We start from the raw sequence: 11,860 nt of genomic DNA on the forward strand, positions 1-11,860 counted from the left end.
GCGCGACCCTGGAATATCTGGAAGTGATTACTAACGGGTCTTATGCTTTTACCCGTCAAAATCATCGCAAAACGGCAGGCCGCGCGCTGGCTCAGCCAAAGATTTTACGCTTGAAAAGCAGCGGGCGTCAATTTGTCTTATGTCTTATATAAGATATGATACGGCCAGCCAGAATCCACCCATGAACGCCACTCCCGCCCTACCCGCCGATGATTTTGCAGGTGCCACGCCGGCGTTCAGTCCGCTGTACCAGCAGATCAAGGCCCTGATCCTGCAAAGCCTGCAATCAGGCGAATGGAAACCAGGCGAAGCCATACCTTCCGAGATGGACCTGGCAGCGCGCTACCGCGTCAGCCAGGGCACTGTGCGTAAAGCCATCGACGAGCTGGCCACCGACAACCTGGTGGTGCGCCGCCAGGGCAAGGGCACCTTTGTTGCAACCCACGCCGAGCAACATGTCCAGTTCCGCTTTCTCAAGCTGGTCCCCGACAGTGGCACACCGGGCAGCGAAGGTCCGGCCCAACGCGACATCATCGACTGCCGGCGCGTGCGCGCCAGCGCCGAGATTGCACGCACGCTGGCCTTGCGCACCGGGGACGCCGTGCTGCAGGCCCGACGCGTGCTGAGCTTTGCCGGCACACCCACCATTCTTGAAGACATCTGGCTTCCCGCCGCGCCCTTCAAGGGCCTGACGGCCGAGCGGCTGGCTGACTACCACGGCCCCATGTATGCGCTGTTTGAGACCGAATTCAACGTTCGGATGGTTCGCGCCGAAGAGAAAATACGCGCCGAAGCAGCCACCGACGGGCGCGAGCTGCTATTAAAAGTAGAGCACGGAGCGCCGCTTTTGAGCGTGGAGCGCATCGCCTACACCTACAACGATGCCCCCATGGAGCTGCGCCGCGGCTACTACCGCACCGACACACATCACTATCACAACACCCTGAACTGAACAGCGGCAGCAGGCTCAAGGGAAACAGAAAACCCTGCCAGGCAAACCTGCCGCGGCATGGCCGCGAGAGCCCGGCGGTGCAACCCATAACAACATGACGGACGATGAAGACCCTTCAAGCCATGACACCAACGAAGCGTCAGCAGCGGCATATGCGCGCCGCTGGATTGCCGTCCGGATGGGGTGATTTGTAATCGTCATGTCAGTTACGACGACCTTCGCGCAGCAATTGCGAACTGTCGCGCCCGCAAACGCGCTTTTCCCGACAAAAATTTCCGGCCATCACCCGAAGCAGCCGGGATTGTTGCTGCATTGCAATAGAATTTCGGGTTGAGCCGCTTTGGCAGTTACAAAGCCGTTACTCAAAAACACAGAAAGCCAAGTATGTCCGAATCAGCGACAACCGTAGCGAAGAAGCGGCCCGAGTTCCGCAACATCAACGCCCTGACCGATCTCCACTCCTATCGCCTCCCCCTCGCGGGCATTGTCTCCATCCTTCACCGTATCAGCGGGTTCATCATGTTTTTGCTGATGCCCTTCATCATCTGGATGTTCGACACCTCGATCTCTTCGGAAATCTCCTTCGAGAAATTCAAGGCAGCCTTCAACGTCGGCATGCTGGGCCTTCCCGGCATCATCTGGAAGCTGGTGGCGCTGGCCCTCATCTGGGCTTACCTGCACCACTTCATCGCCGGCCTGCGCCATTTGTGGATGGACGTGAGTCACGCCGCCGTCAGCAAGGAGTTCGGCAAGTCGTCCGCCCTCTTCACGCTGGCTGTGAGCGTAGGCATCTCATTCGTGCTGGCACTCAAGCTTTTCGGCGCGTATTAATCAAGGAGCACAAAAATGGCAGTTAACTACGGCTCCAAACGCATCGTTGTCGGTGCCCACTATGGTTTGCGCGACTGGCTCGCGCAGCGCGTCACGGCCGCCCTGATGGCCCTCTTCACCGTGCTGGTCCTGGCCCAGGTCATCTTCAGCAAAGGCCCCATCGGCTACGACAAGTGGGCCGGCATCTTCTCGTCCCAGTGGATGAAGACGCTGACGTTTGTGGTCATCGTTGCCCTACTGTTGCACGTGTGGGTCGGCATGCGCGACATCTGGATGGACTACATCAAGCCAGCCTCCATCAAACTCGTTTTGAATGTTTTCACGATCGTCTGGCTGGTGGCCTGCGCCGGCTGGGGCATTCAGGTGCTGTGGCGCGTTTAAGCCGCCGCTGACCCCACAGACCCGACAAGAAGACCGACACCCCACAAAATCATGACAGCAACATCCAAACTCCCCAAGCGCAAATTTGACGTCGTCATCGTCGGTGCCGGCGGCTCCGGCATGCGCGCATCGCTGCAGCTGGCGCGCGCCGGCCTCAACGTGGCCGTGCTTTCCAAAGTGTTCCCCACCCGCTCGCACACCGTTGCAGCCCAGGGCGGCATCGGCGCATCGCTCGGCAACATGAGCGAAGACAACTGGCACTACCACTTCTATGACACCGTCAAGGGCTCCGACTGGCTCGGCGACCAGGACGCCATCGAATACATGTGCCGCGAAGCGCCCAAGGTCGTGTACGACCTCGAGCATATGGGCATGCCTTTCGACCGCAACCCCGACGGCACGATTTACCAGCGCCCCTTCGGCGGCCACACCGCCAACTACGGTGAAAAACCCGTGCAGCGCGCCTGCGCCGCGGCCGACCGCACCGGCCACGCCATGCTGCACACGCTGTACCAGCAAAACGTCAAGGAAAAAACCAGCTTTTTCGTCGAGTGGATGGCGCTGGACCTGATCCGCGACTCCGCCGGTGACGTCGTGGGCGTGACCGCCCTCGAAATGGAAACCGGCGACGTCCACATTTTTGAAGCCAAGACCACGCTGTTGGCCACCGGCGGCGCAGGGCGCATTTTTGCCGCGTCAACGAACGCCTTCATCAACACTGGCGACGGCCTGGGCATGGCAGCGCGTGCCGGCATCCCGCTGGAAGACATGGAATTCTGGCAGTTCCACCCGACCGGCGTGGCCGGCGCCGGCGTGCTGCTGACCGAAGGCTGCCGCGGCGAAGGAGCGATTCTGCGCAACAGCAATGGCGAGCGTTTCATGGAGCGTTATGCGCCCACGCTGAAAGACCTCGCGCCGCGCGACTTCGTCTCGCGCTCCATGGACCAGGAAATCAAGGAAGGCCGCGGCTGCGGCCCCAACAAGGACTACATCCTGCTGGACATGACCCATCTGGGCGTGGACGCCATCATGAAGCGCCTGCCCTCGGTGTTCGAGATCGGCCACAACTTCGCCAACGTCGACATCACCAAGGAACCTATTCCCGTGGTGCCCACCATCCACTACCAGATGGGCGGCATCCCGACCAACATCCATGGCCAGGTTGTCACGCAGGACGCCAACAACCAGAGCCAGGTGGTCAACGGCCTGTATGCGGTGGGCGAATGTTCCTGCGTCAGCGTGCACGGTGCCAACCGCCTGGGCACCAACTCGCTGCTCGACCTGCTGGTGTTCGGCAAGGCCGCCGGCAACCACATCGTCGAGTTCGCCAAGACCACCACGCACAAGCCGCTGCCGGCGGATGCCGCCGACAAGACCCTGGCCCGCATCGCGCGCCTGGACAACGCGACCGACGGCGAATACGCGCAAGACGTGGCCAACGACCTGCGCGCCGCCATGCAGCAGCATGCCGGCGTGTTCCGCACACAGGCCATCATGAACGAAGGCGTGACGAAAATTGCCGCGCTGCGTGCCCGCGTCAACAGCATCGGACTGAAGGACAAGTCGAAGATTTTCAACACCGCGCGCATCGAAGCGCTGGAAGTGGAAAACCTGATCGAAGCAGCGCAGGCCACCATCGTGTCCGCCGCGGCCCGCCAGGAAAGCCGCGGTGCGCACTCCGTCGACGATTACGGCGACACGCCCGCGCACCCGAACGGCCGCAACGACACCGACTGGCACAAGCACACGCTCTGGTACAGCGAAGGCAGCCGCCTGGCTTACAAGCCGGTGCAGATGAAACCCCTGACGGTCGATTCGGTTCCGCTCAAGACGCGTACTTTCTGAAGACGTAGCCCCTATTGCTCTGACGCCCTGCGACCCTACAAGAAGCGAGAACCCCATGACCAAACGCACCTTCAAGATCTACCGCTACGACCCGGACACCGATGCCAAGCCCTACATGCAGACCATCGAGGTGGAGCTCGACGGCCACGAGCGCATGCTGCTGGACGCGTTGATGAAGCTGAAGGCGCAGGATCCGACCATCAGCTTTCGCCGCTCGTGCCGCGAAGGTGTGTGTGGCTCCGACGCCATGAACATCAACGGCAAGAACGGCCTGGCGTGCCTGACCAACATGCGCACGCTGCCTGAGGTCATCATCCTCAAGCCCTTGCCCGGCCTGCCTGTGGTGCGCGACCTGATCGTCGACATGACGCAGTTCTTCAAGCAGTACAACTCGATCAAGCCCTACCTGATCAACGACAACGTGCCGCCCGAAAAAGAGCGCCTGCAGAGTCCCGAAGAGCGTGATGAGCTCAACGGCCTCTACGAGTGCATTTTGTGCGCCAGCTGCTCCACCTCCTGTCCCAGCTTCTGGTGGAACCCCGACAAGTTTGTCGGCCCGGCCGGCCTGCTGCAGGCCTACCGCTTCATCGCCGACTCCAGAGACGAAGCCACCGCCGAGCGCCTGGACAATCTGGAAGACCCGTACCGCCTGTTCCGCTGCCACACCATCATGAATTGCGTCGACGTCTGCCCCAAGGGCCTGAACCCGACCAAGGCGATTGGCAAGATCAAGGAAATGATGGTTTTGCGGACAGTGTGACCAATATGGCCCCCACGCTTGTCGCTTCGCGTACTACGCTGCCCCCCGAGGGGGCGTGTTTCGCCTTGGGGCGGCCCGGCGGCGAAACCTCTACGGCCTGAACGATATGGAAACCGCCGACGCCCTGCTCGACGAGCGTGCCCTGAGCAAGCTCAAGTGGCGTTGCCGGCGCGGCCTGCTGGAAAACGATTTGCTGATTGAGCGCTTCTTTTTGGCGCACGAAGCGACGCTAACCGTCAGGCAGGCTAAAGGGTTAAATGATTTAATGGATTTGTCCGACAACGATTTGCTGGACCTGCTGTTAAAACGAAAAGTTGCCGGCCAGCTGCCCGATGAAGCGGCCAAGGCAAGTGCCTCTACTTCTGAAGCCCATGAAGTTTTAAAGTTGCTGCAGCCCGCAGCGCCGGCCCCCGATTACGCGTCCGTCCTCCATTGACACTGATACGAAAGAAAGAAGCACGAAATGAAGCTAGCTGACAACAAAGCCACCCTGTCCTTCAGCAACGGCAGCCCCAGCATCGAGTTGCCGGTCTACCAGGGCAGCGTTGGTCCGGACGTCGTTGATATCCGCAAGCTGTATGCCCAGACCGGCATGTTCACCTATGACCCCGGTTTCCTGTCGACCGCGTCCTGCCAGTCCGCCATCACCTACATCGACGGCGACAAGGGCGAGTTGCTGTACCGCGGCTACCCCATCGAGCAGCTGGCCACCAACTGCGACTACATGGAAACCTGCAACCTGTTGCTGTACGGCGAGTTGCCGAATGTCGAGCAGAAGAAAGATTTCGTCAGCCGCGTGACCAACCACACCATGGTCAACGAGCAGATGCAGTTTTTCCTGCGCGGCTTCCGCCGTGACGCGCACCCGATGGCCATCATGACCGGCCTGGTCGGCGCCCTGTCGGCCTTCTACCATGACAGCACCGACATCACCAATCCCGAGCACCGCGACATCTCTGCCATCCGCCTGATCGCCAAGATGCCGACGCTGGTCGCCATGGCTTACAAGTACACCGTGGGCCAGCCCTACATGTACCCCAAGAACAACCTGAGCTACGCCGGCAACTTCCTGCACATGATGTTCGCCACGCCGTGCGAAGAGTACAAGGTCAACCCCGTGCTTGAACGCGCGCTGGACCGCATCTTCATCCTGCATGCAGACCACGAGCAAAACGCTTCGACCTCCACCGTGCGCCTGTGCGGCTCGTCCGGCACCAACCCGTTTGCAGCGATTGCCGCTGGCGTGGCTTGCCTCTGGGGCCCGGCACACGGCGGCGCCAACGAAGCGGCACTCAACATGCTGGGCGACATCCAGAAAGCCGGCGGCATCGAGAAAATCGGTGACTTCATCAAGCAGGTCAAGGACAAGAACTCCGGCGTCAAGCTGATGGGTTTTGGCCACCGCGTCTACAAGAACTACGACCCGCGCGCCAAGCTGATGCAGGAAACCTGCAAGGAAGTGCTCAAGGAAATGGGCCTGGAAAACGATCCGCTGTTCAAGCTCGCCATGGCGCTGGAAAAAATCGCCCTGGAAGACGAATACTTCGTGTCGCGCAAGCTCTACCCCAATGTCGACTTCTACTCCGGCATTGTGCAGCGCGCCATCGGCATCCCGGTGCCACTGTTCACGGCCATCTTCGCGCTGGCCCGTACCGTCGGCTGGATCGCCCAGCTCAATGAAATGATCGGCGACCCCGAGTACAAGATCGGCCGTCCACGCCAGTTGTTCACCGGCTCCACGACACGTCAGGTGTTGCCGCTGGCCAAGCGCTAAGCTGCCAACGCGTTGACATAAAGCCCGCCCTTGGCAACATCGGCGGGCTTTTTCATGCCCCAAAGCCCTGCGGCGCATCTCAAGGTTCCGCAGGCCCCGCGGCTGTCTGCTACGTTTTTGATAGCTGCTTGCGCCCGTCGTTATTGGGCTAGAGCCTTAAAAAATCAAAAATTTTGGTGGCCCAGGCTGAAAACGCCTATTGGCAAGCAGGGCATCGTGCATTGCGATGACAAAACACCAATCATGGTAGCAAAATAGCGTTTCACCATCGTCTAACACGATGACGTCACGCCCACGCCATGAAAAGCTCCGAACGCAACTTTGCCCGCCGCATTGATCTGACCTCGCTTCAGCTCTTTGTGGCTGTGTGCGAGCTCGGCAGCATCGGCAAGGCGGCCGAGCGCGAATTCATTGCCGCCTCAGCCGTGAGCAAACGCCTCTCCGACCTCGAAATCACGCTGGACACGCCGCTGCTGTACCGCCACACCCGCGGTGTTGACCTGACGCCCGCCGGCGAAAGCCTGCTCCACCATGCGCGCTCGGTGCTGTTCAGCCTCGAGAAAATGCAGAGCGAGCTCAGCGAATACGCCGACGGCGTGCGCGGCCATGTGCGCGTGCACGCCAGCATCTCGGCCATCGTGCAGTTTTTGCCGGAAGACCTGGGCGCCTTCACCCGCGAGCATTCGGGCATCAAGATCGACCTGGAAGAGCATCTGAGCACCGAGGTGGTCCGCGCGGTGCAGGAAGGCGCGGCCGATCTGGGCATCTGCAATACTGCCGACGGCGCGGGTGACCTGCAGGTACTGCCCTACCGCACCGATAAATTGGTATTGATTGTGCCCAGGGGCCACGCCCTGTGTACGCAAGGCGCTATCAAATTTGAAGCAGCACTGGACTACGACCAGGTCGGACTGCACTCCAACAGTTCGATTTACCTGGCCATGCGCGAAGCGGCCGCCCGACTGGGCCGCACCATCAAGCTGCGCATCCATGTCACCGGCCTGGACGCAATGTGTCGCATGATCCACAACGGCCTGGGCGTCGGCGTGATGCCGCAGCGCGCCTTTGAACTCATGCACGGCGTCGGTGAGCTCGAGTCCCTTCCCCTGCTCGACGCCTGGGCCGAGCGCCAGATCCAGCTGGTAGCGCGTGACTTTTCCACCCTGCCCCTGACGGCGCGGCTGCTGGTGGAACACCTCACACAGCCCGCCGCACCACACACCAACGCGGCCCAAGCTGCCAAAACCGCAGCCATGGCTGCGAGTGCAGCGGCCTAAAATCACCCCCACGACAGACGATAACGAGAGATCACGAAGGAAACCCATGGGACGCACCCTCTACGACAAAATCTGGGACGAGCACGTCGTTCATACCGAAGACGACGGCACGGCCATCCTCTACATCGACCGCCACCTGGTGCACGAAGTCACCAGCCCGCAGGCCTTTGAAGGCCTGCGCGAGGCCGGCCGCAAGGTCTGGCGCATCAGCTCCATCGTCGCCACGGCCGACCACAACACGCCGACCACCGGCTGGGAGTTGGGCTACGACGGCATCACCGACCTGGTGAGCAAGGAACAGATCACCACGCTGGACAGCAACATCAAGGAATTCGGCGCGGCCGCCTTCTTCCCCTTCCTCTCCAAACGCCAGGGCATCGTGCATGTCATCGGCCCCGAAAGCGGCGCCACGCTGCCCGGCATGACGGTCGTCTGCGGCGACTCGCACACCTCCACCCACGGCGCTTTCGGCGCGCTGGCACATGGCATCGGCACCAGCGAAGTCGAGCACGTGATGGCGACGCAAACCCTGCTGGCCAAAAAAGCCAAGAACATGCTCGTGAAGGTCGAAGGCAAGCTGGCCCCAGGCTTGACGGGCAAGGACATCGTGCTCGCCATCATCGGCAAGATCGGCACGGCTGGCGGCACGGGTTACACGATTGAATTTGCCGGCTCGGCGATTCGTGCGCTCAGCATGGAAGGCCGCATGACGGTCTGCAACATGGCGATTGAAGCCGGCGCGCGCGCTGGCCTGGTGGCGGTAGACCAGAAAACCATTGATTACGTCAAAGGCCGCTTGCTCTCGCCCACCGGCGTCGAATGGGACATGGCCGCCAAATACTGGAACACGCTGCACTCGGATGCCGACGCGAAGTTCGACGCCGTGGTCGAGCTCGACGCCAGCCAGATCCTGCCGCAAGTCACCTGGGGCACTTCGCCCGAAATGGTGCTGTCGATTGACGACCGCGTGCCCGACCCCGACAAGGAAAAAGACGCCAACAAGCGCGATGCCATCGAACGCGCGTTGAAGTACATGGGCCTGGAGCCCGGCAAGGCGCTGAACGACCTGTACATCGACAAGGTGTTCATCGGTTCCTGCACCAACAGCCGCATCGAGGACATGCGCGAGGCAGCCGCCGTCATCAAGAAGATCGGCCAGAAGGTTGCCAAGAACGTCAAGCTTGCGCTGGTCGTTCCGGGCTCAGGCCTGGTCAAGGAACAGGCCGAGCGCGAAGGGCTGGACAAGATTTTTGTGGCCGCCGGCTTTGAATGGCGTGAGCCTGGCTGCTCGATGTGCCTGGCCATGAACGCCGACCGGCTGGAGCCGGGCGAGCGCTGCGCATCCACCAGTAACCGCAACTTCGAAGGCCGGCAAGGCGCCGGTGGCCGTACGCACCTGGTGAGCCCGGCGATGGCCGCCGCGGCCGCCGTGCACGGCCACTTTGTTGACATCAGAAAGTTTGTGTGACACCCCTGTCTCGGCTCACTTCGTGTAGCCGGAACCCCCTCAAGGGGGCAACACCTGCGGCCCGGCAAAGCCGGTTCCGCGGTGTTTCTTGGCAAGAAACTATTTCGATAGAGTGAAGGAGAGAATCCCATGCAGAAATTCACCGTACACAAGGGCCTGGTCGCCCCGATGGACCGCGAGAACGTCGACACCGACGCCATCATCCCCAAGCAGTTCCTCAAGTCCATCCGCAAGACAGGCTTTGGCCCCAACCTGTTTGACGAATGGCGCTACCTGGACGCGGGCTTTCCCGGCCAGGACCCGGCCAGCCGCAAGCCCAACCCCGACTTCGTGCTGAACCAGCCACGCTACGCGGGCGCCTCCATCCTGCTGGCGCGCAAGAACTTCGGCTGCGGCTCCTCGCGTGAACACGCGCCCTGGGCGCTGGACCAATATGGCTTTCGCGCGATCATCGCGCCGAGCTACGCCGACATCTTCTTCAACAACAGCTTCAAGAACGGCCTGCTGCCCATTGTGCTGCCCGAGGCGCAGGTGGCGCAGCTGTTCGACGAAGCGCTGGCCTTCCCCGGCTACCAGCTCACGGTCGACCTGGAACGGCAAGTGATCGTCAAGCCGCAGGGCGAGGAGCTGCCTTTCGACGTGCAGGCTTTCCGCAAGTACTGCCTGCTCAACGGCCTGGACGACATTGGCCTGACCTTGCGCCAGAGCGACAAGATCAAGGCCTTTGAAGCCGAGCGCCTGGCAACCAAGCCCTGGCTGAACCACACGGTGGCAGGATGATGGCGCACTCGCGCATGGCAGGACTGGTGGTTGCCCTGCTGACCGGCCTGACGGGCTGCTCGACGATGGAAGCGGTCAATCGCGACCAAACCCAGCTGGCAGCCATCGAAAAGAACGCCCCTGCGAATGCCGCGACGCTTCGGCTGCGCTCCTTCTCGAATGGCACAGCGCGATTTGGTGTGAGCCCACAAAGCGCGTCATGCGAAGGCTTCAAGGATGTAGGTGTGGCTCTGAACACCATAGAAGCCAGCCGGACCTACGCCGGCCGCGAACGCAAAGACATTGTTGAAGTACTTCCGCAAGCTGGCCCGGTGCAGATTCGCGCCTATGCGCAGGAGCAGCATTTTGCGAACAACATAACCTACAAGTCAAAGTGTGGACCGGTAGCTGTCCGCTTCGTCGCCGATCCGCAGAAAAAATACACTGCCGACCTGATCTGGAAAGACAAGCGTTGCACCATCGTGGTCAACGACACTACCAGTTCAACCCCCATCCCTGTACCGGGCAGCAATTACTTTTGCCCGGCCAGTTTTTCTGAAATCCTGGATTAATCCCATGAAAATCGCAATCCTCCCTGGTGACGGCATCGGCACCGAAATCGTCGCGGAAGCCGTCAAGGTCTTGAAGGCGCTCGACCTGAAGTTTGAAACCGAAAGCGCATTGGTCGGCGGCGCCGCCTATGAGGCCCATGGCCATCCACTGCCCGAAAGTACGCTGAAACTGGCCAAGGAAGCCGATGCCGTGCTGTTCGGCGCTGTGGGTGACTGGAAATATGACACGCTGGATCGTCCGCTGCGCCCCGAGCAAGCCATCCTGGGCCTGCGCAAGAACCTTGGCCTCTTTGCCAACTTCCGCCCCGCCATTTGCTATGCACAGCTGGTGGACGCCTCCAGCCTCAAGCGTGAGCTGGTGTCCGGCCTGGACATCCTGATCATCCGCGAACTGACCGGCGACATCTACTTCGGCCAGCCCCGAGGCCGGCGCGTCTCACCCGACGGGCATTTCCCCGGCTCGGAAGAGGCCTTTGACACGATGCGCTATTCGCGCCCCGAGATCGAACGCATCGCCCACGTGGCCTTCCAGGCCGCCCGCAAGCGTGACAAGCGCGTCACCAGCGTCGACAAGGCCAACGTGCTGGAAACCTTCCAGCTCTGGAAAGACGTGGTCACCGAAGTCGGCAAGCAGTATCCCGACGTCGCGCTGGACCACATGTATGTGGACAACGCCGCCATGCAGCTGGTGAAGGCGCCCAAGAAGTTTGACGTGGTGGTCACCGGCAACATGTTCGGCGACATCCTGAGCGACGCCGCCGCCATGCTGACCGGCTCCATCGGCATGCTGCCTTCGGCCAGCCTGAACGACAAAAACCAGGGCCTGTACGAGCCCAGCCACGGCAGCGCACCCGACATCGCCGGCAAGGGCGTGGCCAATCCGCTGGCCACCATCCTGAGCGCGGCCATGATGCTGCGCTTCAGCCTGAACCAGCCCGAAGCCGCCGCCCGCATCGAAAAAGCCGTGGACGCCGTGTTGAGCCAGGGCCTGCGCACGCCTGACATCTACAGCGAAGGCACGACGAAGGTCGGCACGGTGCAGATGGGTGATGCGGTCGTCAAAGCCTTGGCCTGACGTTTTTTTACCGCAAATCGCCTCAAACCAAGGGCAAAAAACGGATTTGAGGCGGCTGTCAGCCCCGATAAAGCCAAGCCTGGCTACAATTAACACCATGCGCAAAAACCCCGCACTCACCCGCTTTATCGCCGCTTCGCGCGCGATCAGCGCTGCGCCGGTTTTT

At 61.2% G+C, this 11,860-nt stretch carries 12 protein-coding genes; all 12 read left to right on the plus strand.

Translation table 11 applies throughout. From position 1 onward, the window contains the following. Positions 1-181: 181 nt before the first annotated feature. Complete coding sequence (locus AC1DZE_RS15420; protein WP_477671357.1) at positions 182-952, plus strand: GntR family transcriptional regulator; 771 nt, start codon at positions 182-184, stop codon at positions 950-952. Between the two features lie 384 nt (positions 953-1,336). Further along, positions 1,337-1,783 carry a succinate dehydrogenase, cytochrome b556 subunit gene (gene sdhC, locus AC1DZE_RS15425; protein WP_477671356.1) on the plus strand — a complete coding sequence of 149 codons (447 nt, stop codon included), beginning with the start codon at positions 1,337-1,339 and terminating at the stop codon, positions 1,781-1,783. A 15-nt stretch (positions 1,784-1,798) separates the two neighbouring features. After that, positions 1,799-2,164, plus strand: coding sequence for a succinate dehydrogenase, hydrophobic membrane anchor protein (gene sdhD, locus AC1DZE_RS15430; RefSeq protein WP_477671355.1), 366 nt, complete (start codon positions 1,799-1,801; stop codon positions 2,162-2,164). A gap of 51 nt (positions 2,165-2,215) precedes the next feature. Beyond that, a complete protein-coding gene (sdhA, locus tag AC1DZE_RS15435; RefSeq protein WP_477671354.1) occupies positions 2,216-4,009 on the plus strand; it encodes a succinate dehydrogenase flavoprotein subunit in 1,794 nt (597 codons plus the stop codon). Positions 4,010-4,064: 55 nt separating this feature from the next. Continuing rightward, positions 4,065-4,769 carry a succinate dehydrogenase iron-sulfur subunit gene (locus AC1DZE_RS15440; RefSeq protein ID WP_122955671.1) on the plus strand — a complete coding sequence of 235 codons (705 nt, stop codon included), beginning with the start codon at positions 4,065-4,067 and terminating at the stop codon, positions 4,767-4,769. Between the two features lie 106 nt (positions 4,770-4,875). Further along, positions 4,876-5,205, plus strand: coding sequence for an FAD assembly factor SdhE (locus AC1DZE_RS15445; protein WP_477671353.1), 330 nt, complete (start codon positions 4,876-4,878; stop codon positions 5,203-5,205). 27 nt (positions 5,206-5,232) lie between these two features. After that, on the plus strand, positions 5,233-6,543 hold the full coding sequence (gene gltA, locus AC1DZE_RS15450; protein WP_477671352.1) for a citrate synthase: 1,311 nt from the start codon (positions 5,233-5,235) through the stop codon (positions 6,541-6,543). Positions 6,544-6,842: 299 nt separating this feature from the next. Next, on the plus strand, positions 6,843-7,820 hold the full coding sequence (locus tag AC1DZE_RS15455) for a LysR family transcriptional regulator (RefSeq protein WP_477671351.1): 978 nt from the start codon (positions 6,843-6,845) through the stop codon (positions 7,818-7,820). Positions 7,821-7,866: 46 nt separating this feature from the next. Beyond that, positions 7,867-9,288, plus strand: a complete 1,422-nt coding sequence (leuC, locus tag AC1DZE_RS15460) for a 3-isopropylmalate dehydratase large subunit (protein WP_477671350.1) — start codon at positions 7,867-7,869, stop codon at positions 9,286-9,288. Positions 9,289-9,417: 129 nt separating this feature from the next. Further along, positions 9,418-10,068, plus strand: coding sequence for a 3-isopropylmalate dehydratase small subunit (gene leuD, locus AC1DZE_RS15465; protein WP_477657140.1), 651 nt, complete (start codon positions 9,418-9,420; stop codon positions 10,066-10,068). A 14-nt stretch (positions 10,069-10,082) separates the two neighbouring features. Beyond that, positions 10,083-10,619, plus strand: coding sequence for a hypothetical protein (locus tag AC1DZE_RS15470; protein ID WP_477671349.1), 537 nt, complete (start codon positions 10,083-10,085; stop codon positions 10,617-10,619). A gap of 4 nt (positions 10,620-10,623) precedes the next feature. After that, the gene (gene leuB, locus AC1DZE_RS15475; RefSeq protein WP_477700254.1) at positions 10,624-11,694 is read left to right on the plus strand and encodes a 3-isopropylmalate dehydrogenase; all 1,071 of its coding nucleotides are present in this window, start codon (positions 10,624-10,626) and stop codon (positions 11,692-11,694) included. Positions 11,695-11,860: the final 166 nt, after the last annotated feature.

It is taken from the genome of Polaromonas sp. P1_F1 (assembly GCF_056405795.1).

What these genes read in the sequence shown, in the direction of transcription:
- sdhD (WP_477671355.1), top strand. Translation starts at nt 1,799, where the DNA reads ATGGCAGTTAACTACGGCTCCAAACGCATCGTTGTCGGTGCCCACTAT.
- leuB (WP_477700254.1), top strand. Translation starts at nt 10,624, where the DNA reads ATGAAAATCGCAATCCTCCCTGGTGACGGCATCGGCACCGAAATCGTC.
- gltA (WP_477671352.1), top strand. Translation starts at nt 5,233, where the DNA reads ATGAAGCTAGCTGACAACAAAGCCACCCTGTCCTTCAGCAACGGCAGC.
- leuD (WP_477657140.1), top strand. Translation starts at nt 9,418, where the DNA reads ATGCAGAAATTCACCGTACACAAGGGCCTGGTCGCCCCGATGGACCGC.
- sdhC (WP_477671356.1), top strand. Translation starts at nt 1,337, where the DNA reads ATGTCCGAATCAGCGACAACCGTAGCGAAGAAGCGGCCCGAGTTCCGC.
- leuC (WP_477671350.1), top strand. Translation starts at nt 7,867, where the DNA reads ATGGGACGCACCCTCTACGACAAAATCTGGGACGAGCACGTCGTTCAT.
- AC1DZE_RS15455 (WP_477671351.1), top strand. Translation starts at nt 6,843, where the DNA reads ATGAAAAGCTCCGAACGCAACTTTGCCCGCCGCATTGATCTGACCTCG.
- AC1DZE_RS15470 (WP_477671349.1), top strand. Translation starts at nt 10,083, where the DNA reads ATGGCAGGACTGGTGGTTGCCCTGCTGACCGGCCTGACGGGCTGCTCG.
- AC1DZE_RS15420 (WP_477671357.1), top strand. Translation starts at nt 182, where the DNA reads ATGAACGCCACTCCCGCCCTACCCGCCGATGATTTTGCAGGTGCCACG.
- AC1DZE_RS15445 (WP_477671353.1), top strand. Translation starts at nt 4,876, where the DNA reads ATGGAAACCGCCGACGCCCTGCTCGACGAGCGTGCCCTGAGCAAGCTC.
- sdhA (WP_477671354.1), top strand. Translation starts at nt 2,216, where the DNA reads ATGACAGCAACATCCAAACTCCCCAAGCGCAAATTTGACGTCGTCATC.
- AC1DZE_RS15440 (WP_122955671.1), top strand. Translation starts at nt 4,065, where the DNA reads ATGACCAAACGCACCTTCAAGATCTACCGCTACGACCCGGACACCGAT.